Genomic DNA, 23,551 nt, shown 5'->3' with positions numbered 1-23,551 from the left:
TAATTATGGAAAATTTTGAACAACAAAACCGGTATTTAAAGGCTAAAGAACAGGTTGCCGAGATTAAGAAATTTTATGGAAGTCTGGTGAGTTACATTCTCGTGATCAGTGCTTTGGGAATATTTAATTATTATGTTGATGGCCTCGCACATCCCTGGTTTTTATGGGCTGCCGCCGGTTGGGGTATTGGCCTTATCTTTCAGGCAGGGAAAGCCTTTAACTGGAATCCTTTGGTAAGTAAAGAATGGGAAGAACGCAAGATTAAAGAATACATGGAGCGCGAGGAGCGTTCTCAGTCTGGTATGGGACGCTGGGAATAGTCAAAATCTGCAACTTAAACCTTTTAAAAACGACTTATGAACGTACTGGTCATAGAGGATGAAAAACCTGCGGCACGCCGCCTAACCCGCATGCTTGAAGCCATGGGGTTGACTGTAGTGGCGCAGTTGCACTCGGTAGAAGAGGCAGTAGCCTGGTTTGAAACTGAAGAGCATCCCGATTTGATTTTTTTAGATATTCAGTTGAGTGATGGTTTATCGTTTGAGATTTTTGATGCAGTGACCGTAAATAGTGCTATCATATTTACAACTGCTTACGATGAGTACGCCCTGCAGGCTTTTAAACTGAATAGTATTGATTACCTGCTAAAACCTATTGATGAAGACGAACTGGAAGCTGCGGTGGTCAAATTCAAAAAGCAACGGCCGGGCCTTAAGAATACCACCTTCAATTTTGAAGATATCCGCAAGCTGCTGGGGGTAAATCCGGTAGACCGGGAGTATAAAAAGCGATTTACGGTTAAAATAGGGCAGCATCTGAAGATGATCACAATCGATGAGGTTATGTGCGTGTACAGCGAGAATAAAGGAACCTATGTGCGTACGCGCGACAAGCGCGATTATTTGCTCGAAACCACCCTTGAAAACCTCGAGGAAGAGCTGGCTCCCGACAGTTTTTTTAGGGTTTCGCGCAAATATTATGTGAATATAGAAGCAATACAGGACATCATAAGCTATACCAACTCCCGCCTGCAACTTAAACTCAAAGCCTGTGAAGATCACGAGATCATCGTAAGCCGGGAGCGGGTTAAGGATTTTAAACTATGGCTTTCCTAACCGAGGCCAACAAGCGTCTTTCCGGTACGATTATGTGCTGCTATTTTTTTACTGATGGCAAAAATTCCTTCTAAATCTCTGGGGTTTGTAATGTTTTCTTTGGCATCTTCAAGAATAAGATTAATCTCATCAATAATTATTTCTTCAGAATCTTTGATCACACTCTCTACCTGGAGGAGGAAGTAGAGGGCTGTAAGCATTTTGTGCAACATGATCACATCGTGTTTACAGTAGCTGCGCAGGGACACAAAAACAAAATAGATGAGTTCTCTAAAATCTATGGTGCGTAAACAAATTACGGCATCATCGTCTTCATTGTGTATGTAGCTGTAATCTTCTTTCTTCAGTCGAAGCGCGAAAAGCTCGGTAAGGTAATCAATACAGGTAATGGCTGTTCCGGGATCATTTATTCCCGGGCTCATCGCCTTGAGTGCGATTTCGGTAAGCTGTTTAAATCCCAGGATATAATTGTGGGTGACAATTTCGCTACGCGAAAAAGCAAAACAGGAGAGCACATTTGTTGTGGTTTGCTCATCGAGTTCTTTGGAGCAGCGGGCGATAGGTATATTTTTGAGGATAAACGATCCCTTGGGCTGCATAATGCGCACCTTAAAATTATTTTCCTTGCAAATATTCATCAGCGTATCTATCGCTATTGTTTGCAAATAACCCGTCTCGTCAATGCGTATCTCATACCAGTCTTCCCCGTCGGGAAACTGCGTGCTGCGATCGTGATCTCCGGTGTTTTCGATAAGACGGTCAAGACGCGTTTTGGCTTTTGAAAAAATATTCTCTACAATGCGGTTGATTTGTATGGCTTCAGAAATGGAGTGGATGAAGTAGATAAACAAAGCCAGGACCAGCATACTCATCACAATCCCTACAATTACCGAGAATCCGGGTAACTGATATTTATTATCGGTGGGTTCTACGCTGAGTAAAATAAGAATACAGTAAATAAGTACTGCGATGTAATAGCCTAAAACGTATTGATGTTTTTTATTGGAAATCAGTCCGGGTAGGATGCGTGGCGAGTAATTGCTGGATGCCTGATTGAGCAGGAGCATTACCATCGAAAAACTGAAAACCATCAGCGAAATGATCCCGCCTATAAAGGTGCTCAGCAGCGTACGGGCGGTGTCTGCATCGTTAATGACCAGCTGTGGCACGTGCTCGATCAAAAAGCTCGAAATACCCCTACTTTCCGCATAAAGCATAGCAAAACCCATAAACAATCCGCCAAAGGCAAAAAGGGTAGGGTAAAACCCGATGTTTGCGGTAAGGTTGACCAGAATAAGCTTGAACTTGGTAAATAATTGTCGCATAAACGAATTTCAATAATAATTTTTACAACCGGGCTTAAATTGGTATTCTCTTAACAGCTTTTGGCGGGTTTAAGCGCAGCATGTTTAAATATCCTCTTCTTCGGTACGATTTTCATTAAAAGCGCTGGGTAATAATTCCGGTATGAATTTAATGAGCAGGGGCAGGAGTACGCCTCCTCCCGGAAGCATAAAAATCGCCAGCGACGGCACGCTTTTACAAATATCGAGCAACTGGGTTTTAACGCGTTTCTTTTCGGCTTTGCTCAAATCCCTCACGGTAGAATAACCCAGTAAAATCACCAGATCCTTGCTGCCGGAAAGCTCAAGCAGCAGGCGTTTTTTATTGCGTATAATGAGTGTGCGTACCGTTTTTGAAGTCTGATTGTAAAAGTGTTTTACGGGATTGCTGTAATTGAGATAGGAGATTTCATTGCGATTGCTCACAATAAACTCCTGTACGCAGCTGATGGCATTTTGAGTTACCTGAGTTTCAAAGTTAAGTTTACTACCCAGCTCCTCTAAGAACTCCAGTTCGTTCGAATCCATTTTTAGATCATCCCACACAGCCAGAGCAGCGAGATCTAAGATATATCGACGGGCAAATAAAGTGGTATAGGCGGTAAGTTCTAACTTATCAAGATCTGTAATGGTTTTATCCAGATTGCTGTTGTAACGCAGCGATTTTTCAAAAAGCTTAAGCAGAAGCTTGTCGTAATTGTCCTTTTGCTGTTTTTGATTAAGAGCCATCCAGATGAGCTGCATCAGCAAAGCTTCAAATTGAGCTGCATAGGCTTTTACATCTTCGGATTTATGGTCTAAATACCACTCAAACACCACCACATCTAGGAATAGCAGGGCATTGGTGATGAGGTTGCTAAAGTTACGCTGCAAAAGGGCTTCATTAGTTTGCAACCTGTTCTGTATGATTTTTTCGAGATCGGCTGCTGTTTGTTTAGCCTTTATAAAACCGGAGAAATAGGATTTTTCCTGACTGTTAAGTAAGGTGTAGAAGGTGTTTACTTCCTTAAAAAACAGGTTAGTGTTGTCATACTTTAAATGATAGGTGAAAAAGAGCGCGTCAAAGAGATTGATTTTTGCGCGTTCGGTTTCATCCCATTTTAAAGGTTCGTGATTCTTATAGACGCAGGTACTTACCGAAACACCGTAAATAAAGCCGGTTTTGACGAGCTGGGTATAGAAGTCGTCAGCACCGGGCTGGTTTGCAAGCAGCCATTTGGTAATAAGAGGTTTATGTTTTAAAATCCATCCGGGAGCTGAAGGATTCATAAGGAATAATTTAAGTGAAGGTTGAATATTAAATATTTAAAAATCAATTGATTATAAATTTTAACAAATAAAACCGCATTTTTTAAAACCGCACTAATCTTTACTGCGTAAATATAGGCAGAAAGTTAAGTTGGGCATTTAACTTTTGAGAATTCAAAAATCCAAACCTTATTTTGGAGAATATGAAAAGGAGATTTATCAATTGGTTAGTTGATTAGTTTTTTTGGATTTTTTGTTAGTTGGGAACCACCATGCTTTGGAGAGAGCGGGTGGTTCTTTTTTTGCCCCATACTTAAATGCATAAAAAAATCCCCTAACGATTGATCAGGGGATTTTTTAGATTCAAAAAGTTTCTTCTAGGCATTGCCTTGCACGACACCCAGCGTATAGAGTTGCTCCATCGTTGGGGTTTCGCTTCCGCCGGCAGGCTCAAGCGTGATACCAAATGCCTGTGAGTCGTTAGGATTATCCAGTTCAAAGACCTTGTTTTCATCCTGACTAAAGTTTTCAAGCAGACCCATGCTGGTAGGAGTAAGCGGGTCTAGTTTTAAGGACCAAACCTGATATACAAATCCTTCCGGAGGCTCGGGAAGACCTAAAGCATCAATATATGCTTTGTTTGAAGCTTTATCCCAAAATACATTTACATAAGCTTCCGGCGCAACCTGCTGTCCTGCAAGTGGTATTTTGGTCACCTGCGGATCGCGAATCACCGCCAGAATTTCTTTGGTTTCCTGAAGGGCCTCTTCAGAATAATTCAATTTGCTTTCGAGCTGTGTTTTTTCAACCTCCACGGTCTGAAGCTCTTCACGCAGCGTATTTGTTCGGTTTAGCAGAGCAAAAATACCTATGAGGAACAGGATCGAAGCGGCCATGCTTATGTACGAAAGCACACGCGCTCGTTTTTGAGAGGCAGAAGGCTGAAGCTGAATCACGCCGTCTGCATTTCGCAATTTTGACTTGATTGCAGCCAGTAGGACTTCGGGATTATAAGGTGCCGCAGCCGAAGACAGGTTTTGAAGCGCTGTTTCAATTTGCTCTACTTCCTGCTGTACCTCGGGGTATTGTGCGAGGATCGCAGAAACCTCTTCGCTTTCTTTCGGCGTAAGCGCACCGTAAACGTAGAGCTCGAGGATGCCAGATTCTATGTATTCTTGAATATCCATAATTTAATTTACCAAGATTTCGCGCAGCTTATTAATGCAAAGTCGGTTACGGGTCTTTACGGTTCCCAGAGGCATATTGAGCTCCTCAGAAGTTTCTTTTTGAGTATATCCTTTAAAAAATAACAGGTCGATGACTTTCTTACATTCTTCACCCAGCGTTTTGATATACTTCTTAATTCCTATAGCGTCAACTTTACTTGTAAAACTGCTTTTGTGTTCGAGTATATCTACGAAATATTCCTGAGTTAGGTTTTTCTTTTGGTTTTTAAAAGCCTTAGACCGCGTCTTATCTATAGCGGCGTTGCGTGCGATATTGAGAAGCCAGGTAAAAAAACGTCCTTTTTCGGAAGTATAGGATTCTGAATTGTCCCACACCTTAACAAAAACGTCTTGCAGTACTTCTTCGGAAGCTTCGGTATCGTGAAGTACGCTGTTGATTACGCCAAAAATACTTTCAGAATAAAGGGAGTAAATCCGCTCAAATGCCTTTTCATCTTTTTGTTGTAATCGTAAAATCAGTTCGTCGGGTTGCATAGCGATTTTTTGGTTTGCTAAATGTATCAAATTCCATAAAAAAAAGCAGCCCTAAAGCTGCTTATATTCATTAATTTATGATAGTCTTATTCAATAATGCCACCACAACTTACGCGGGCACCGGCATCACCACTTGGCTGACTGGTAAAATCATCGGCTCCTGCGTGAACGATAAGGCCTTTACCTAAGATGTCTTTCATAGGATCTTCACAACCTATGCACCATTCATCGGTAGCGATTGTGATGGTACCATTACCGTTAGCATCGGCTTCAAAGTTGCCTATATCTCCTTTGTGATAACCTGCGGCATCGCCCCACTTACCATGTTGCTCTTTAGTAGGATTCCAGTGACCACCGGCAGAAGTACCATCATCTGCAGAGCAATCTGCATTTTCGTGAATGTGTATCGCGTGCATACCCGGCTCGAGACCTTCAAAAACGGCAGTCATAGTTACTGTGCCATCTTCTTCTTTAAATACTGCGCTTCCCTGTGCAGTACTTCCACTTTTTGATTCCAGTTTAACGGTTACTTTTTTTGGCTCTGCCATTTCTTCTTCCATCGCAGGAGCTTCAGTTACCGTATTTTCTTCGGCGTCTTTATCTTTCTTGTCATTCTTGCAGGAGGTAAAACCCAGTGCAAGGGCAAGTGTAAAAAACAATGCATAATTTTTCATAATAGTAGCGTATTAGTTAATTGTAGAACTAAATTAAGGGTTAGGCATTGGCTACACAAAGAATTAAGCATAGCTTAACATTGTACTAGAGCTTGTAGTCGGCCGGTACGGCAATGGCAATTTTATGAGGATTCATGCTGGCTTTAACTGTGGTTTCTTCACCCAGATACTCCCCGTCAACCTGAAGGGCAATGGGCTTGCCGGTTTTGAGTTCGACTTCGGTACAGCAGATCACTTCTACAAAATCGGGATCGAGATTGGTACTGCCGTAGAAGGTTTTCAGGATTTCGGTAATGCTGAAATTTTTAAAGATTAGAACTTCAAATTTCCCGTCATTCATCTTCCCCTGTGGATTAATATTAGCACCGGTGCCAAATTTATTGGCATTGGCGATTGCCACCAGAATACCTTCTTTCTCCATGGTCTCACCGTTTACGGTTAAACTAACTTCAAACGGAAATTTACTGCTTACCAGAGTCGGGAATGCCTGAAGCAGATAGCCAAATTTCCCCCTGATTTCAGACTGCTCGTAATTTTTAATGAGTTGTGCATTCACACCGATATCTGCAATGTGCAGACAGGTAAGTCCGTTTACGTCTATGGTGTCAAGTTCCATAAAATGATCTGCAAGGCCAATGTTGAGTTGTTCATCAAGTTCTTCGGGTAAATTGAGATTTTCTGCCAGACCATTTGCAGATCCCGATGGGAGTAAGGCAATTTTGATATCCTTTTCTTTTAAAACATCGGCCACCTCACGTATGGTACCGTCACCGCCCGAGATGAAAACACGATCGGGATTGACGCGGTCAACCAAATCTTTAATAGCTTTTTGATCCCCCTCTCCTGTGGTCTCGTACACTTCTGCGACGTAATTTTTTTCTGTAACAAAAGTTTTAAACCTATTTATAATGGGTTTCTTATCGGTACCTCCCGCAATGGGATTGATCACCAGTAAAATGGTCTTTTGTGTTTTCATTAAGTAGTTTTCGTCATAAAATTAGGTATTTTGAGCACCACTCAACGTTAAGAGAATACCAATACGTGAAACTCGATTTACAATTATACAGGGGTTATGCCAATGATGATGAGCTGGTTGTTTTTGGCCATGCTTTTAAGTCGTGGGCGCCCGATAAGTATCAGATAGACCGCAAGGGTTTTAAGCACGCTTTTGCGGTTTTGCATATGTTTCGCATTTCACCATTAAAAAATGTGGAGGTCTTTCTGCACTTTAAAGATCTTAAAATACGTACCCGCACGATGGATGACGGGTATTTTAGATTCAACATCCCCCACAACCTGAATCTGGACAGCGGCTGGCATACCTATGAGGTGAGTTGTAAGCTGGGCGAAAAGGACTATGGTATTGTTGAAAAGGGCGAATTGCTGAAACCCTTTGAAAGCAATCTCAGCATCATTTCAGACATTGATGATACTTTTTTGATTTCGCATAGCGGAAATATTTTTAAAAAGCTTTTTGTGATGCTGGCGCGAAATGTTAACCGCCGCAAGACTTTTAAAGACGTGGTAAGGCATTATCAGGCGCTGAGCAGCAGCGGTCACGAGGGCAATGGTACCCACAATTCCTTTTTTTACGTTTCAAGCAGTGAGTATAATCTTTACGATTTTATCATTCAGTTTTCGAAATTGCAGAAGTTGCCTAAAGCCGTATTGAAATTAAAAGACATCAAAACCGGAATTACCGATTTTCTGGGTACCGGAGGAGGCAACCATGATCATAAGTTTGTAAAAATCAAAGATCTCATCGCTTTTTACCCGAAGCAGCAATATGTATTGCTGGGTGACGACTCTCAAAAGGACGCTTATATTTATGAGCGCATCTGTAAAATGTTTCCGCTTAATGTAAAAGCGGTGTATTTACGGCAAACTGGGAGTTCCAAAAAATCAAAAATTGACCGGACTCTTACTAATATAGAGCGGCTGGATGTCGCGACCTGTTATTTTAAACAAAGTAGTGAGGCGATTAATCATTCCCGGAAAATAGGGATTATAGCATCTGAATAAAAAAAGAAACGGTCTAAAAAGTCCTAAGTTGTCAAACTGAGCTTGTCGGAGTTATTTAGTTATTGATAACTTCGACAGGCTCAGACTAACAACCCTTTACAAAACAACTTTTTAGACAGCCACTTGAGATAAAATTTATGATTGCTTAGTCAAGCTTAAAAACCTGAGTTTCCTTAAACGGGTCTAGTTCTACCTGTTGCATTTCGGTTTTGTAGGCAGGCCATTCTTCGGCATAGAAGGCATTCACTTCTTCTAAAGCTTCATTCAATTCATCTTTAGCCTGCGAAATCAATGTACGCTCAGTACCGGTAAGTCCGCCGGGTCTGCTGCTTACATAACCATTGGCTAAATAAACGCGGTTAAGAACGGTAACCTCCGGATTGCGGGTGATGCCCTGGCGATCATCTTCGGTTCCTAAAAACAACGCGATTTTAGCGTCAATTTTCTTGATGATTGCAGCCGAACTGTCAATCTGCGCTTTGTACTTTTCTTTGTCAGCGTCTTTTAAACGTTTCTGAAAATCCTCAGCCGTATTTTTACTTTCAACCAATTGTTTAACCGCATCTGCCGAAACCTGAGTCATAGACTCTAAATTTTTCTGAGCTGTATAAATCTCATCGATCGCTGCCGGAGAGATCTCCAGGCGCGGGTCACTTTCAACCTTGATAGTAGTTTGGTCTTCCAGATCGCCATAGCTCATAACAGCCTTATAAGTACCTGGTTTTACGGTAACACCGCCCGGCTCGTAGTTGCGTTCGCGCAAGGAGCGTGAAGGTCTGTCGCTGCCTTTCTCATCCATATACCAGCGCATCGTAAACAGACCGGTGGTATCAGGGGTTTTGGTTTTCAAGGTGCGAATGAGGCGCTCGCCATCGTAAATTTTTAAAAACACCGTGTCCCACGTTATAGCTGCTTCCGCCTTTTCCGAATCAGCCTCTTTGCTTTCTTCTGTTTTTTCTTCTTTTTCAGCCTTTTTCGGCTTGATAAAGTAATTAAAGGCCGCGCCGCTGCTTCGGTTTTCACCACTATAGGTTGCATCGGCTCCAAAACGACTTCCGGTAGGTTGCTGAGATGCATTTTGATAAGCGGTGGCAGGAGGAAATACTTCAAGTACCGTTGTGTTTTCGGCTGAAATAGTGTTTAGTGTGGTCTTATTAGCGGCCAGTTCGCGCAGGGGTTTGATGTCATCGAGTACCCAGATCGAACGCCCAAAAGTACCAATTACCAAATCGTCTTCCCGTGGGTGAATTACCAGATCCTTCACGGGAACGGTAGGGAAGCCATTGGTCCACTTTTGCCAGTTTTTACCGGCATCTATAGAAACGTAGAGACCGTCATCGGTGCCTAAAAACATCAGGTTGGACTCTTCTTTGTCCTCAATGATAGAGAGCGAATAACTTTCTACATCGTCTTCATCAACCAGACTTTGCCAGGTTTTACCGTAATCTTTGGTGCGGAAAACATAAGGTTTGTAGTCAAATCTTCGGTAGTTGTTTGCTACCAGCAGTGCCTCGCCCTTATTATTTGCCGAAGCTTTAATCTGAGCGACCCAGCTTCCTTCCGGCAGGCCTTTGATATTTTTTGATACGTCATTCCAGTTCTTACCGCCATCGGTGGTATAAAAAACCTTTCCGTCATCAGAGCCGGTCCACATTATTCCGCGTTCTACAGGGGAGGGCTCGATTACCAAAATAGTGGTATGGTTTTCCGCTCCAGTTGCATCCATTGTAAGGCCGCCGCTTTCGCTTTGCTTTTGCTTTTCGGGATCGTTAGTGGTTAAATCGGGCGAAATGACTTCCCAGGTAAGACCCTTATCGGTAGATTTATGTACGTACTGACTTCCAAAATACAGCGTGCTGCTGTCAAACGGATCAATGTTGATTGCGGCATTCCAGTTAAAGCGCAGCTCAACATCGGGGTCGGGATGTGTGGGGCGTACGGTATAGTTGTTACCGGTAATGTGATCGTACCGGCTTACGTATCCCTGCTGACTCATCGACCAGCCAAACTGCGAATTATCGGGATCTGGCACCACATCAAAACCGTCGCCAAAGGAGATTTCCTGCCAGTACGAGTTGCGTATTCCCTGAGCTTTCCATACGTAAGCAGGACCACGCCAGCTTCCGTTATCCTGCATCCCACCATACACATTATAGGGATACTCGTTATCTACAGCCACATGATAAAACTGTCCCACCGGAATATTCTCAACAAACCTCCATGTTTTTCCGCCATCGCGGGTGATATTGAGTCCGCCGTCGTTTCCGTCTATCATAAAATCGGCATTCTCGGGGTGAATGTACCAGGCATGGTGGTCGGGGTGTACGCCATTATCTGCACCGTATGCAGGCATGAGTTCGGTAAAACTTTTTCCGCCATCATCAGAAACATTTACGTAGGTAAAAATGCTGTAGACTCTATTTTCATTATTGGGAGCCACATAGATTTCGGAATAGTAAAACGGGCGGTTGCCTATTTCACTCATATCATCATTCACTTTTTTCCAGTTTTCGCCACCGTCTTCAGAGCGGTATAAAGCATTCTTTTTGGCCTCTACATACGCATAAACCACATTGGGTTTACCCGGAGCGATGGCCAGCCCCATTCGGCCTAAATCTCCTTTGGGCAAGCCATTGTCTGAAGTAATTTCTTTCCAGGTGTCTCCACCATCGTAGGTAATGTATAAACCCGAACCCGGTCCGCCACTGTTAAAAAACCAGGGATCGCGTTTGTGCTGCCACATCGCGGCAATGAGTTTATTGGGGTTGGTGGGGTCCATTACCAGTTCGCCGGCGCCGGTTTTTTGATCTACATAAAGGATTTTTTCCCAGGTTTTTCCGCCGTTTGTGGTGCGGTAAACGCCACGCTCTTCGTGCTCACCCCAGGGCGAACCGATTGCTGCGGCATAAACGATATCAGGATTAGAAGGGTTGATGCGCACTCTATATATATGACGCGTTTTTTCGAGCCCCATGCATTTCCAGGTTTTTCCACCATCTAAAGATTTGTAAATCCCAAAACCCCCGTTAAGACTGTTACGCGGGTTTCCTTCTCCGGTACCTACCCAAACTACTGAAGGATTAGATTGCTGAATGGCGACCGAACCGATTGAAGCTGTAGCTTCGTGTTCAAATACCGGTTGCCAGGTAACGCCTCCTGAAGTTGATTTCCAGAGTCCGCCCGAAGCTGAACCTGCATAGATGATATCAGGATCGTCTTTTACCGCATCAATGGCCGTAATACGACCGCTCATACCTGCAGGACCTATATTTCTGGGCGTTTTATTTTTAAGCAGCTGCAAATCAATTTTTTGACCATAGGTGAGACTGCCTATTAGGATTAAAAAAAGAAGAAAATGGTTTTTCATAAAGGATAGATTAGTGTCTCAAGATTTTTAAAAGTACTAAAAACTCCTTTCTTGAGCTCCTTTTAAATTCTTTAACATAATAAAACCTTAATTAACAAAAGCTTACGTCTAAATATTGTGCTGTTTGACTCCTTCACTATACATTTGGACAAAACTAAAAATCAAGTATTATGAAAAAGATTGTATTAAGTATGGCAGTGCTTGCCACTATAGCTTTTACTTCATGTAAAAACAGCGAAAAAGCAGAAACAGAAGAAACTACTGAAGAAGTAGCAATGGAAGGTGCAGAGACTGAAGAAGAAGCTCCAGCTCAGCAAAACATCGCCGAAATTGCAATGGGAAATGATAATTTCTCAACTTTAGTAACTGCTGTTCAGGCTGCCGGTCTTGCTGAAACTTTAAGTAGTGAAGGCCCGTTCACCGTGTTTGCTCCTACAAATGATGCATTTGCAAAATTACCTGAAGGAACTGTAGCAACACTTGTTGAGCCTGCAAACAAAGAAAAATTAACCGGTATATTAACGTATCACGTTGTTTCCGGAGAATATATGGCAGAGGATGTAATTAAAGCCATTAATGACAATGGTGGTAGTTTTACCATTCCTACCGTACAGGGAGGAACTTTAACTGCAACTTTGGTAGATGGTAGCGTAGTGCTTACCGATGCTAACGGTGCAAAATCTACAGTTGTAATGGCTGACGTAGATGCTTCAAATGGAGTAATCCACGCGATTGATGCAGTTGTTATGCCAAAAGGCTAATACTCTGAATTACATAAATTACGAAAACCCTTCAAATCGAAGGGTTTTTTTATGGAATTCAATTTTCTAAGCTTAAAATAAGGAAGCATTGGCCAAAGTGGTTTTCCTTAATTGGTTTTTAAGAAAAGTATTCAGGAAAAGCGCGTAAAATGCTTTAATTTTAAATTACTATGAAAAAGAAAATACAAGGTCGGGGATTTGTATTCAAAAGCTATGATGCACCCCGACAATCGCTTTTTGAACAATTGCTTGAAATTTTTAAAGAACTCATTACGCATACTTCGGGTGATTTTGATGAAGCTATGGACTGGCTTAAGGAACTCGATAAAGAGTATAATCTCACTAATGAAGATTATACCCTTGACGATTTTGTTCAGGAGCTTAAAGACAAAGGTTATATCAGAGAAGAGATTGAACCTGATGGAACGGGTGGTATTTCTATTACCGCAAAAACCGAGCAGGCCATTCGCAAAAGGGCTTTAGAACAAATTTTTGGCAAGATGAAACGCAGCGGTGCCGGAAATCACCGCACCAATCACATCGGCCGGGGCGACGAGCATACCGGTGAGTACCGTGAGTACCGTTTTGGTGATGCGCTCGAACGTGTTTCTATGACCGAAAGTCTTAAAAATGCTCAGATAAACAATGGGTTAGGGGCTTTTGATTTAACCGAACGGGATTTGATCGTCGAAGAAACCCAGCACAAGGCTCAAATGAGTACCGTGTTGATGATAGACATCAGTCACAGTATGATTTTGTATGGCGAAGACCGTATAACGCCTGCTAAAAAAGTGGCGATGGCCCTTGCCGAACTCATTACCACCCGATATTCAAAAGATACTTTAGATATCATTGTATTTGGTAATGATTCGTGGCCGATCAAGATTAAAGATTTGCCTTATTTACAGGTAGGCCCGTATCATACCAATACGGTAGCGGGCTTGCAGTTGGCGATGGATATTTTGCGCCGCAAGCGTAACACCAACAAGCAGATTTTTATGATCACAGACGGTAAGCCCAGCTGTGTGCGGGAGCCAGACGGATTTTATTATAAAAACAGTGTGGGTCTTGACGAATACATTGTAAACAAGTGCTACAGTATGGCCAGCCAGGCTCGCAAGCTCAAAATCCCCATTACCACCTTTATGATTGCTCAGGATCCGTATTTGATGCGTTTTGTGCGTGAATTTACGCAGGCCAATCAGGGTAAGGCCTTTTATACCGGCTTGCAGGGACTGGGCGAAATGATTTTTGAAGATTACGAAACTAACAGAAAAAAGCGAATACGTTAATGCAGCGTTTCACTCTAATCGAGGTTAAAGAGCTTTCCGCAATGCTTGATGATCCTGATCTGGTATTGCTTGATTGCAGTCTGAAAAAGACCGCATCCGGGAAGGAGTTTGATCTAAATGGTAAAACCATTTCCGGAGCGCGTTTTTTTGATCTTGAGAATACGTTTAGCGATGCTGAAAGTGACTTTCCCAACACCCTGCCTCAGACTCAGGATTTTGAGCGAAAGGCAAGAGCCTTAGGGATTAATACCGATTCAAAACTTGTTGTTTTTGATGCGGGAGGGATTTACTCGAGTCCAAGAGTCTGGTGGATGTTTCAGGTGATGGGGCACAAGCACATTAGAGTATTGAATGGTGGTTTGCGGGCCTGGAACGAGGCAGGTTTCCCGCTTGCGGAAGGTTTTAAAAGTGATTTTAAAGCAGGAAATTTTAAAGCAGCATTTGATGCCGGCAGCGTCAAGTCTTTTGAGGATATTGAGCTGAATACCGATGCTCCAAAGTTTACACTTGTAGACGCGCGTTCTTCCGGAAGGTTTCAGGGTATTGACCCGGAGCCCCGGCCGCATTTGCAGAGTGGGAGTATTCCACAATCGGTAAATCTTCCTTTTCAGGATGTTTTAGAAGGTGGAAAATTTAAACCCAAAACCGAATTGTATAAGCTGTTTGAAGAGCGTTCCCTGTTAACTGATAAACTGGTTTACAGTTGCGGATCGGGTCTTACAGCCTGTATCATTATGCTGGCGGGCGAAATAGCTGCTCAAAAGGGAATACAGCTCTACGACGGCTCGTGGACCGAATGGGCCGAATTAAAAAAATTGAAAAAGTAAAATAAAAATTGAAAAATGAGTAAACCGAACATTGCAACACTGGGCGAACTAAAAAAATCGGGCTATACCAGCCGAAGTATTAAAGATGAGTTACGCACCAATTTGCTGAAGAATATAAAGAACGGAGTTCGTTCATTTGAAGGGATTCACGGGTATGAGTACACCGTCATTCCCGAATTGGAACGCGCCATTCTCTCTAAACACAACATCAACTTACTGGGACTGCGCGGTCAGGCCAAGACCCGTCTTGCGCGTTTGATGGTACAGTTGCTTGATGAGTGGGTGCCGGTGGTCGAAGGCTCTGAATTAAATGACGATCCTTTAAAACCGCTTTCGCGCTATGCGAAAGAGCTTATTGCCGAAAAAGGCGATGATACCCCCATTATCTGGTTGCATCGGGACGATCGTTTTGCCGAAAAACTGGCGACTCCAGATGTTACCGTAGCCGATTTAATAGGGGATGTAGATCCCATTAAAGCTGCAAATTTAAAACTGAGTTATGCTGACGATCGCGTGATTCATTTTGGGATGATTCCACGGGCTAACCGCTGCATTTTTGTAATTAATGAATTGCCCGATTTACAGGCGCGTATTCAGGTTGCCCTGTTTAATATTTTGCAGGAAGGAGATATTCAGATACGTGGATTTAAATTGAGACTTCCTTTAGATCTTCAGTTTGTATTTACTGCAAATCCGGAAGATTATACCAACCGCGGAAGCATCGTTACTCCGCTAAAAGACCGTATCGGGTCGCAGATTCTTACACATTATCCCGAAAATATAGAAATCGCCCGAACGATCACTCAGCAGGAGGCTAAACGCGATGAGCGTTCAGAAGACAGCATTTATGTGCCTTCATTAGCTAAGGATTTGCTGGAGCAAATAAGTTTTGAAGCGCGTAACAGCGAGTATATTGATGCTAAAAGCGGTGTTAGTGCCCGTATGAGTATAACCGCTTATGAAAATCTGTTGAGCACGGCAGAGCGCAGAGCTCTTATTGCCGGTGATGAACAGACGATGGTGCGTTTAGGTGACTTTATGGGAATGATACCTGCGATAACGGGTAAAGTAGAGCTGGTTTATGAAGGAGAGCAGGAGGGAGCCGCTAATGTCGCGCAAACCCTAATTGGTGATGCGATCAAGACCCTGTTTATTACCTATTTCCCTGAAATTAAGAAACTGGAGAAGCAAAGCGAAAAAAGTCCGTATGATGATATAGTTTCCTGGTTTTTTGATCAGACCGATTTTAGGTTACTCGATGATTTAAGCGAAACGGAGTACAAAAAGACTTTAGATTCAATCACTCCGCTGGAAGAATTGATCAATACCCAATTACCCGATCTGGATTTGAAAGACAAATACTTTATGAAAGAATTTGTGCTCTGGGCTTTGGTAGAATATAAGAAGCTGAGTAAGTACCGTCTTTCTGATGGTATTCGATTTAATGATGTTTACGGCAGCTACATCAAAGGATTGTAGCAGCTACAGATTAAATACAATAAAAAAATCCCGACAGTACAGACTGTCGGGATTTTTTATTGGAGTGCTTTTTTATTAATTGATGATGGTAAACTCACTGCGACGGTTTTCGTCCTGTTGTGCATCGGTACAGTCCATTTCAGTACAGTTGTTGATGGGGTCAGACTCGCCGTAACCCTTTGCCGTAAGACGATCTGCATCTATACCCTTAGAAATAACATAATCCCGGGTAGACTGCGCACGACGCTCAGACAATTCCTGATTATAGGTATCTGAACCGCGCATATCGGTATGCGACGCGATTTCTACTTTCATTTCCGGATATTTAGTGAGTATAGCAACTAATTTGTCTAAAGTTGTCGCTGCATCGGGGCGTATGTTTGATTTATCAAAGTCAAAGTAGATTTTCTCAAGATTGATCTGCGTAAGCTGGTTACGATCATTAACCACCACGATTTCTTCGGTATCTGCATAAGCTTCCATGTATAATCTTAAAGCGGTCTTGGTATTGCGGGAATATTCAATACGCACATCTTTTTCAATAGGTACATAGAGTTCTTTCGAAGCCTTCACCTTATAAAAACTATTGGGACGTACATCAAACTTAAAGCTGCCTTCTTCATCTGTAACCTCGGTGATAAGTGTTCCGGTTTCAGGTCTGAAGAGGGTTACTTTAGCTCCGGGGATAGGCTCCAGCGTTTTTTTGTTATCTACGTTACCAATGATCTGGTAGTTAATATTTGGCAATGTTTCAAAACGGTATAATTTATCTTTTTCGGTTCGGTTTGATGAAAAATACCCGGTACCCTCATTTTCTTTTATAATCAATGCAAAATCATCTGCATTGGAGTTTATAGATGAGCCTAAATTGTAAGCATCAGCAAAAGTTTCGCCCGAAACCTTACTGCGATACAGGTCAAGACCTCCAAGCCCTTCGGCACGATTAGAAGCAAAGTAAAGATTACCGGCATCAGAAATAAACGGAAACTGCTCCAGTTTATCGCTGTTGATACGATTGCCCAGGTTTACAGGAGTAGCGAAGGAGCCGTCCTCGTTCAGGTTTACTTTATAAATATCAAAGCTTCCAAAACCACCGGGCATATCACTGCTGAAGTACAGGGATTTCCCATCAGGACTTAAAGCAGGATGCGCGACAGAGTAGTTTTTAGAATTGATGGGAAGCAGGGTTATGTTGCCCCACTGACCGTTTACCAGCTCTGCACTGTAGATTTGCAATACGGCAATTTTAGCATCATTAATACGGGTGAAGTCATCGCTGGTACGGGTAAAGTACATCTTCCTGCCGTCTGCACTAAATACCGCGTTACTCTCGTGCGTATCGGTATTGATCATTCCGGGGAAAAGGCCGTCATCTGTAATTGCGCTTCCGTTTACATTGGCATAATAGAGATCAAGATAGGGTCTTCCTGTCCACGGATAGACAGGTCTTGCCGCGTTTCGGTCTGAAGCAAAAATGATTTGACGGTCGTAATAGGCAGCACCAAAATCATTGTAAGCAGAAGCAGCATCCAGAATTTCCGGAAAGAAAAACTGCTCAACTTCTTCATCCAGATCTTCTATTCCCTGAAGGATATTTACTTCTTCACCGGTATAGCTGGTAAGCAATTCATTTGCCTTGGCATAATCTTTACTGCGCTTGGCAGCATCTGCATATCTAAAGATCACAGCCTTATCCTGATCGGGTTTAAGTTCCCATAACCGGGCATAGGTTTCTACAGCTTTGGCAGCATTTTGAGTGTAGTAATACGACTCTGCCAGATTTTTTGTGGCCAGCGTGTCTAGCGGTGTTTGTTCGGCTTCTGCCGTATATGCCTCAATAGCTTCGGTATAGGCTTTATTTGCATAAAGCTTATGAGCCATTTTAAGGTCTTTACTTTGAGAATATCCTAACCGGCAGGCAGCTAGCAGAATAACGAAGAGGGTAATATTTTTCATAGTCCTAGTGCTGTAGTTTAAAAGAAACGGGGAGATTTGCGATAAGACGGGATGTCGCTGAAGATATCAAAATCAAAGAGCACCATCACTTCGTGGCTTCCGTTGTTGTACTGTCCCAGATTAGAGGTGGTGTAGTCGTAAGCATAGCCCACGCGTATTCCCGGAGTGACTTCAAAGTTTACCATTCCGGTAACTGCATCATCAATTCGATAACCTATACCTGCCTCAAAACGCTGATAAAAGCGAACGTTAGTATTTACATCAATGCTAACCGGAGCTCCATTTACCCAGCGAGCCATAAATGACGGCTTGATCTGGAAATCTGCCGAAGGTTCAAAAACGTAACCTCCGGTAAGAAAGTAATGGGTGTTTTCGCTTCCCAGACGTTGCACGCCATCCTGATCTTCTATGTGTTTTGAAGCAACCAGGTTGGGAGCAGAGAGCCCTACATAGTATTTTTCAGAAAAATAATAGGCACCTATACCGATGGTAGGATAGGTCTGATTGATATTCTGCTGAAACGAAGGGTCTGTTGCCGGTCCGCCGGTTCCCAGCTGAATGTTGCTAAAATCGGTACTAAAAAACGATGCACCTGCCTTAAGACCTAAAGAGAGGGTTGCGTTTTCCTGTACTCTGAGCTTATAGGCAAAATCCGCATTAAGGTTGGTTTCCTGCACTACATTGCCTATTTCATCGTGAACCAGGTTCAGTCCCAGTTCGACGTTATCAGACATCGGTAAATGACCGAAAAAGCTGGCTGTTGTGGGAGCGCCATCTATTCCTACCCATTGTGAGCGGTAGAGCGCACCTACTTTGGCTTTGTTTACTGAGGCGTAAGCAGGGTTGATTACGCTCATATTGTACATATACTGTGTGTACTCAGGATCTTGCTGTCCATACATGCTACCGCAAAAAAGGACAAGACCTGCAAATACTGTAAATATTGAAGTTGAAATTTTCATCGAATTAATCCTTTTTTATCGGTTAAGATATACGTTACCTTGTTTTGGAGCGGTCTGGCCGTCGTTGAAGTTTATGATGTAGAAATAAACACCGTTGGGAAGGGTATTGCCTCCCAGGTTATTGGTATTGGCCTGGCCATTCCAAAAGCCTGTTGCTGTGTTGCCTTTAAACACGACACTACCATTACGGTTAAATATTTCAATGCTGTAATCGGGATAGATGATGTCTATATTTTTCATTTCAAAAACATCATTGATGCCATCTCCGTTAGGTGAGAATCCGTTAGGGATAAATACCGAATCACAACCACTTAGGTCAACCGTAACGGCAAGACGCTGCGAACTCTCGCAACCACTGGCGGAATTAACGATACCCAGATAATACGTAGCATTGTCTGCAAGAGCCGTGTTTGCACTAAGAGCAGCACCACCGGTAGCCGCATTATACGTAACTACGGTAAGCGAACTGTTAACACGGGCTTCAAGATCACCAATAGTAGGTGAGTCATTAATACAGAATACTTCAGCATTTGCAGCCAGAGTAGGAGCAGCAGGATCTTCTGCAACAAACGAGGCAGCAGGAGCACCTACATTCACAGAACTACAGGTTGTTGTGAAATTTTGGATATCAACAATCGTAAGAGTTGTACTGCCACTGTTAACAATTAATGCCGCATCCAGATCTATGGTAGCCGCTCCCGCGCTAAATGAGAGGGTCTCCGTGATTTCTCCGCTTGTGTTGGTTCCGCTTAATGTGTAGGTTACAAAATAATCAGCATCAGCTAAAAGCGTTGCTCCAGATAAGCTTACGCTAACAGGTTCACCAAAACAGACATCAGCAATTGAAACCGAGAGTCCGGCAGCATCAGGTAATGTAAGCACCTCAAAATCATCAGAAACTACTAATGGGTCAGAATCACAACCAGCAGCACTACTCACCAAAGTCAGGGTGAAGGTTGTAATGCCGGTTTCGGTAAGTGAAGTAGCCGGGATTTCGAAGCTTCCGGCACCAGAGGCAATACTTAAAGTTGCTATCACATCGGTTGCTTCATTAGCTCCGGAAAGATCGTAGGTTATACTATAATCGCCATCAGCCAGGCCGGTAGCGTTTGTAAAGCTTACAAATCCGTTTTCGTTTAGGCAGATATCTGAAGCCTCCAGTTGTCCATCAGCCACATCAGGAATAGGATTTACAACAAATTCTACGCTTGCCGTAGTTGTACTTACACACGACGTAACAGGATTGATTACCTGAGTAATACTAAAAGAAGTTGTACCGGCATTCGCAAGAGTTGCAGCAGCTAAATCAATTGTAGCAGCCCCATCAGTGAACGTCAGGGTTTCGGTAGCCGAAGCAGTGTTGGCTCCGCTAAGCGAATAGGTCACTTCGTAATCGCCGTCAACCAGATCTGTACCGGTGATTTCAACACGGGTTCCTTCTTCCAGACAAATATCGGCTACTGCGAGGTCTTCGCTTTCGATTACAGGCAGCGGATTGATAACAAAATCAGTTGAAATATCCAGACTTTCTGTAAAGCAGCTGCTGTCGTCATTTGTAACGCTTGTAATACTTAAGGTCACCGCACCTGTGTTTGCCAGAAGTGCTGCATCAATTGCAAATACAGCCTCACCACCAACTACAGGAATATTAGCCGCAATGGCACTACTTGTTGATGCGCCACTGGCGTTGTAATTAAATGTATAACTTCCATCACTTAGGTTAGGTGCGTTTAATGTGGCATTAACAGGTGAATCATTTAAGCAAACATCATCAACACTTAAAGTTGCGCCGGTTAAATCTGGAGGAGAAACAATGGTGAAATCCTCACTTACGGCGGTATTAGTACTTTCACAAAGAGTGGAAGCATTTACAAAGGAAGTTAGATTTACCGTGGTGGTACCTGAATTTGAAATTAAAGCAGAGTCGATAACCAGAGTACCGGTTCCTGAAGCAATAGTTACCGTAGCAGTCTGAGTCGTTTGCGTGTTAGCACCACTAAGATCGTAAGTTACGGTATACGTGCCATCAGCTAAAGTACCGGTAGTATCTGATAAAACCAGTGATGCATCGTCTCCCTGACAGGTGCCGGTAATCTGATTGATGCTAAGGTTTGAAAAGTCAGGGTTTGGATTTATGATGAAATCAATACTCAGTCCGGTTACAGCGGCTTCACATTCATTAGCTGTATTGAGGTCTGTAATTTGAGTAATACTAAGTGTATTGTTGCCTGTGTTAACTAAATCTGCTGCTGCGATTGTAAAATCACTTTCGCCTGAAGCAAAAACCAGAGTGGCGGTTTGATCAGTTAGCGTGTTAGCGCCCGTAAGCTGATACACGATTTCATAGGTTCCGTCTACGACATTAGGGTTAGAAAGGCTAAAACTAACAGCATCACCTTCGCAGGATGCGTCAGTCGTTAAAACCGTATCAACCAAACCTGGAAGCGGATTTACCATAAGGTCAACTGAAGCCGGTAGTCCTGCACTGGGGCAATCCTGATTTTCGGTTGTAACTGCTGTAATAGTGATGGTTGTAGTACCCGGATTTGCAACCGTAGCTGTATCAAGGCTAAAACTTGTCTCACCGTTAGTAAAGGTTACCGGGATTGTAGTTTCAGCAGCGGTATTGTCACCTGTTAGGGTATAGCTGAGGTTGTAGACACCATCTGCAACCAGTGCAGGATTGGCGCTTATCGCGACACTTGCGTTTTCTCCCTCGCAAATCGCTTCTGCGGTGATCATGCTCTCCACAAGGTTTGGAGTAGCAACGATGGTAAAGCTTGCGGTGGGATTGGTGAGGTTAGTAGCCGTACACGTAGTTGTAGTATTAACTACAGAGGTCAGGGTAAGCGTAGTTTCCCCGTTTTGCAATAAAGTTGAAGGAATACTGAATGTCCCTGTTCCATTGGTAATCGCAACGTTGGTAGCAGTCTCACCGGTCGCATTGATCGCACCACTGAGGTCATAGGTAAAATCATAGGAGCCATCTGCCAGGTTGGCCGGATTGGAAGTGTCTGTGATCGTAACGCGTACTTCTTCATTTTCGCAGGCGCTTGCAACACTTACACTAAGGGTTTGAGCATCCGGAAGCGGATCTATAGTAAATGTGCTAGAAATAGCTGTAGCCGTAACACAAGCTGCTTCATTGGCAACCGAATCTAAAGTAGCCGTGTAATCACCTGCTGCCGGCAATGCACTTGCCATTAAAGTTATAGATGCAGCGCCATTGGTTACGTTAGCGGTCTGGGTATATTGCTGAGAACTAGTGCCGGTGGTCAGGGTGTACGTAAAGGTATAATCCCCGTCAATTAATTCAATAGCCGGAGTAGTACCGCTGTCTGCTATAGAAAGCGTAGCATTTTCACCAAAACAAAGGGGTTGGTTTACACTGATCTGAGTATCTGAAGCGTCAGGTAAAGCGACGATTGTAAGTGTATCAACGAGTTCGGCAATTAGCGCCTCACAGTTACCGTTTGTATTGGGATCTAGTATTTGTGTGATGCGCAATTCAGCCACGCCGGCTGCGGTAAAAAAGGCAGAGTTTACGGGAAAGCTACCTTCACCGTTAGTTATAGTAACGGTAAGGGTTTCGGTGCCGGTATTTGGTGCAGGACTTACGCTATACGTGACTTCGTAATCGCCGTCTGCAATGACAGCCGGGTCACCGGTTATGGTAGCAACAGGATTTACAGGTAATTCATTTTCACATATAATGTCTTCATCATCGGTTGGAAACGTAAGTTCCAGAGAAGCATTGGTGAAATCTGCAACATCCTCAATTACTATGGTGACGTTAATACGACTTTCATCACATATTTGGTTTATAGGCTCTACGATATAGGTAAAGATATATGTGCCGCCACCCAGGGTATTGCGTATGCGCTCAATGTTAATAAAGCTGTCATTTACGCCACTTATTTCATTGGTTGTAATTTCTTCCCAATAGCCTCCGTCGTCTTCATTGATTATGGCGTCGCGTAAATTGTAATTGGTTTGACCCGATAGATCTTCAGTTTCACAAAAGGTGGTTTGTGCTGCAGGATTGGGATCTCCAGATTCCGGAGCAGGGGTCACTTCTAAAACGACGGTACTACTCAGCTGGTCAGAATTAGGAGGAAAGCAATCCAAAGCTACCTGATCGGTGATGGTATACGTAAAGGTGTAAGTACCGGTACCGGCCTGAGCAGCATTAAATCTACTTCTGTTAAGAGCTCCGCTTAATGAGGCAACACTATCTCCATTATCATTATCTACTGCGGTAAGAGACCAGTTTCCGGGTACAGTTGCAGAGGGGTTTCCTCCTGTAAATTGAAAAAGGTTTACACTTGGATTGTCATCGCAAGCCACCGCATTCATGTTGTCACCTCCGGGATAACCCGCCAGATTGAGCGTAATGGTAGCACTTTCTCCACAACTTGAATTGGTATAGGTATAAGTGAAAACACCACCGGTACTTATAACGTAGGTGTCTAAAATACCGGTATTGACATCAAGCCCGCCGGATAAATCGTTATCCGTCCAGGTTCCTCCGGGTTGTGGAGTTCCGTTAAGACGGGAAAACAGATCAATCTCTTGTTGCGAGCTTTTGTCACATAAATCGATTGTGTTGTCTTCCCCGGCACATTGCGCAAAGGTTTTAGAAGAAAAACCAACAGAAAAAAATAGGAAAAGCACGAAAATTGCTCTTCCAAGAAGCGTAGAGTTCCTAATCATAAGAGTTGGGTTAGTAAAGTTTTATGCAAGTCAAATCGATAAATTACACATATTGACGATCAAATGTAAAA

At 43.1% G+C, this 23,551-nt stretch carries 17 protein-coding genes; 7 read left to right on the top strand and 10 right to left on the bottom strand.

The window, feature by feature from the left end; translation table 11 throughout:
* Positions 1-5 precede the first annotated feature (5 nt).
* Together ACSSS3_RS00430 and ACSSS3_RS00425 are read left to right on the top strand one after the other, a co-directional pair.
* Complete coding sequence (locus tag ACSSS3_RS00430; protein WP_228230211.1) at positions 6-320, top strand: 2TM domain-containing protein; 315 nt, start codon at positions 6-8, stop codon at positions 318-320.
* A 36-nt stretch (positions 321-356) separates the two neighbouring features.
* A complete protein-coding gene (locus ACSSS3_RS00425; RefSeq protein WP_442845993.1) occupies positions 357-1,115 on the top strand; it encodes a LytR/AlgR family response regulator transcription factor in 759 nt (252 codons plus the stop codon).
* Here ACSSS3_RS00425 and ACSSS3_RS00420 read toward each other — a convergent pair.
* From ACSSS3_RS00420 to ACSSS3_RS00395, 6 genes are all read right to left on the bottom strand, one after another.
* Complete coding sequence (locus tag ACSSS3_RS00420; protein ID WP_442845992.1) at positions 1,112-2,440, bottom strand: DUF2254 domain-containing protein; 1,329 nt, start codon at positions 2,438-2,440, stop codon at positions 1,112-1,114. The genes ACSSS3_RS00425 and ACSSS3_RS00420 overlap by 4 nt on opposite strands.
* A gap of 84 nt (positions 2,441-2,524) precedes the next feature.
* A complete protein-coding gene (locus ACSSS3_RS00415) occupies positions 2,525-3,727 on the bottom strand; it encodes an LETM1-related biofilm-associated protein (RefSeq protein WP_442845991.1) in 1,203 nt (400 codons plus the stop codon).
* Positions 3,728-4,083: 356 nt separating this feature from the next.
* Positions 4,084-4,893, bottom strand: a complete 810-nt coding sequence (locus tag ACSSS3_RS00410; protein WP_442845990.1) for an anti-sigma factor — start codon at positions 4,891-4,893, stop codon at positions 4,084-4,086.
* Between the two features lie 3 nt (positions 4,894-4,896).
* Entirely contained in the window at positions 4,897-5,427 is a 531-nt protein-coding gene (locus ACSSS3_RS00405; protein ID WP_228230216.1) for an RNA polymerase sigma factor, read from the bottom strand.
* Positions 5,428-5,513: 86 nt separating this feature from the next.
* A complete protein-coding gene (locus ACSSS3_RS00400) occupies positions 5,514-6,101 on the bottom strand; it encodes a superoxide dismutase family protein (protein ID WP_228230217.1) in 588 nt (195 codons plus the stop codon).
* A gap of 85 nt (positions 6,102-6,186) precedes the next feature.
* A complete protein-coding gene (locus tag ACSSS3_RS00395) occupies positions 6,187-7,077 on the bottom strand; it encodes a diacylglycerol/lipid kinase family protein (RefSeq protein WP_442845989.1) in 891 nt (296 codons plus the stop codon).
* Positions 7,078-7,142: 65 nt separating this feature from the next.
* Here ACSSS3_RS00395 and ACSSS3_RS00390 point away from each other — a divergent pair, with 65 nt between their 5' ends.
* On the top strand, positions 7,143-8,123 hold the full coding sequence (locus ACSSS3_RS00390; RefSeq protein ID WP_442845988.1) for an App1 family protein: 981 nt from the start codon (positions 7,143-7,145) through the stop codon (positions 8,121-8,123).
* A gap of 145 nt (positions 8,124-8,268) precedes the next feature.
* Here ACSSS3_RS00390 and ACSSS3_RS00385 read toward each other — a convergent pair whose 3' ends face one another.
* The gene (locus ACSSS3_RS00385) at positions 8,269-11,490 is read right to left on the bottom strand and encodes a VPS10 domain-containing protein (protein ID WP_442845987.1); all 3,222 of its coding nucleotides are present in this window, start codon (positions 11,488-11,490) and stop codon (positions 8,269-8,271) included.
* 170 nt (positions 11,491-11,660) lie between these two features.
* Between ACSSS3_RS00385 and ACSSS3_RS00380 the strand changes: the two genes are divergently transcribed.
* The 4 genes from ACSSS3_RS00380 to ACSSS3_RS00365 all read left to right on the top strand — a co-directional run bounded on the left by ACSSS3_RS00380 (position 11,661) and on the right by ACSSS3_RS00365 (position 15,849).
* The gene (locus tag ACSSS3_RS00380; RefSeq protein WP_442845986.1) at positions 11,661-12,251 is read left to right on the top strand and encodes a fasciclin domain-containing protein; all 591 of its coding nucleotides are present in this window, start codon (positions 11,661-11,663) and stop codon (positions 12,249-12,251) included.
* 170 nt (positions 12,252-12,421) lie between these two features.
* On the top strand, positions 12,422-13,543 hold the full coding sequence (locus ACSSS3_RS00375; RefSeq protein ID WP_442845985.1) for a vWA domain-containing protein: 1,122 nt from the start codon (positions 12,422-12,424) through the stop codon (positions 13,541-13,543).
* Complete coding sequence (locus ACSSS3_RS00370) at positions 13,543-14,370, top strand: sulfurtransferase (RefSeq protein WP_442845984.1); 828 nt, start codon at positions 13,543-13,545, stop codon at positions 14,368-14,370. The genes ACSSS3_RS00375 and ACSSS3_RS00370 overlap by 1 nt, the downstream gene beginning before the upstream one ends.
* A 15-nt stretch (positions 14,371-14,385) precedes the next feature.
* A complete protein-coding gene (locus ACSSS3_RS00365; RefSeq protein ID WP_442845983.1) occupies positions 14,386-15,849 on the top strand; it encodes a magnesium chelatase in 1,464 nt (487 codons plus the stop codon).
* Between the two features lie 75 nt (positions 15,850-15,924).
* On the opposite strand, the gene ACSSS3_RS00360 is transcribed toward ACSSS3_RS00365, so the two are convergent.
* From ACSSS3_RS00360 to ACSSS3_RS00350, 3 genes are read right to left on the bottom strand one after another with little or no spacing between them, the layout of a single operon-like run.
* Complete coding sequence (locus ACSSS3_RS00360; protein WP_442845982.1) at positions 15,925-17,805, bottom strand: OmpA family protein; 1,881 nt, start codon at positions 17,803-17,805, stop codon at positions 15,925-15,927.
* Positions 17,806-17,822: 17 nt separating this feature from the next.
* The gene (locus ACSSS3_RS00355) at positions 17,823-18,767 is read right to left on the bottom strand and encodes a PorP/SprF family type IX secretion system membrane protein (RefSeq protein ID WP_442845981.1); all 945 of its coding nucleotides are present in this window, start codon (positions 18,765-18,767) and stop codon (positions 17,823-17,825) included.
* Between the two features lie 15 nt (positions 18,768-18,782).
* Positions 18,783-23,480: a gliding motility-associated C-terminal domain-containing protein gene (locus ACSSS3_RS00350; RefSeq protein WP_442845980.1), complete on the bottom strand. Its 4,698-nt coding sequence runs from the start codon at positions 23,478-23,480 to the stop codon at positions 18,783-18,785.
* Positions 23,481-23,551: the final 71 nt, after the last annotated feature.

The sequence above is a fragment of the Leeuwenhoekiella sp. H156 genome, assembly GCF_052218455.1.
In the GTDB taxonomy this organism is placed as follows: domain Bacteria; phylum Bacteroidota; class Bacteroidia; order Flavobacteriales; family Flavobacteriaceae; genus Leeuwenhoekiella; species Leeuwenhoekiella parthenopeia.
The sequence above is the reverse complement of the archived record's forward strand: the minus strand, read 5'-3'. Positions and strand labels throughout refer to the sequence as shown.

Excerpts from the sequence above, each read along its gene's own strand:
- ACSSS3_RS00430 (WP_228230211.1), top strand. The coding sequence starts at position 6 with ATGGAAAATTTTGAACAACAAAACCGGTATTTAAAGGCTAAAGAACAG.
- ACSSS3_RS00425 (WP_442845993.1), top strand. The coding sequence starts at position 357 with ATGAACGTACTGGTCATAGAGGATGAAAAACCTGCGGCACGCCGCCTA.
- ACSSS3_RS00420 (WP_442845992.1), bottom strand. The coding sequence starts at position 2,440 with ATGCGACAATTATTTACCAAGTTCAAGCTTATTCTGGTCAACCTTACC.
- ACSSS3_RS00415 (WP_442845991.1), bottom strand. The coding sequence starts at position 3,727 with ATGAATCCTTCAGCTCCCGGATGGATTTTAAAACATAAACCTCTTATT.
- ACSSS3_RS00410 (WP_442845990.1), bottom strand. The coding sequence starts at position 4,893 with ATGGATATTCAAGAATACATAGAATCTGGCATCCTCGAGCTCTACGTT.
- ACSSS3_RS00405 (WP_228230216.1), bottom strand. The coding sequence starts at position 5,427 with ATGCAACCCGACGAACTGATTTTACGATTACAACAAAAAGATGAAAAG.
- ACSSS3_RS00400 (WP_228230217.1), bottom strand. The coding sequence starts at position 6,101 with ATGAAAAATTATGCATTGTTTTTTACACTTGCCCTTGCACTGGGTTTT.
- ACSSS3_RS00395 (WP_442845989.1), bottom strand. The coding sequence starts at position 7,077 with ATGAAAACACAAAAGACCATTTTACTGGTGATCAATCCCATTGCGGGA.
- ACSSS3_RS00385 (WP_442845987.1), bottom strand. The coding sequence starts at position 11,490 with ATGAAAAACCATTTTCTTCTTTTTTTAATCCTAATAGGCAGTCTCACC.
- ACSSS3_RS00380 (WP_442845986.1), top strand. The coding sequence starts at position 11,661 with ATGAAAAAGATTGTATTAAGTATGGCAGTGCTTGCCACTATAGCTTTT.
- ACSSS3_RS00375 (WP_442845985.1), top strand. The coding sequence starts at position 12,422 with ATGAAAAAGAAAATACAAGGTCGGGGATTTGTATTCAAAAGCTATGAT.
- ACSSS3_RS00370 (WP_442845984.1), top strand. The coding sequence starts at position 13,543 with ATGCAGCGTTTCACTCTAATCGAGGTTAAAGAGCTTTCCGCAATGCTT.
- ACSSS3_RS00365 (WP_442845983.1), top strand. The coding sequence starts at position 14,386 with ATGAGTAAACCGAACATTGCAACACTGGGCGAACTAAAAAAATCGGGC.
- ACSSS3_RS00360 (WP_442845982.1), bottom strand. The coding sequence starts at position 17,805 with ATGAAAAATATTACCCTCTTCGTTATTCTGCTAGCTGCCTGCCGGTTA.
- ACSSS3_RS00355 (WP_442845981.1), bottom strand. The coding sequence starts at position 18,767 with ATGAAAATTTCAACTTCAATATTTACAGTATTTGCAGGTCTTGTCCTT.
- ACSSS3_RS00350 (WP_442845980.1), bottom strand. The coding sequence starts at position 23,480 with ATGATTAGGAACTCTACGCTTCTTGGAAGAGCAATTTTCGTGCTTTTC.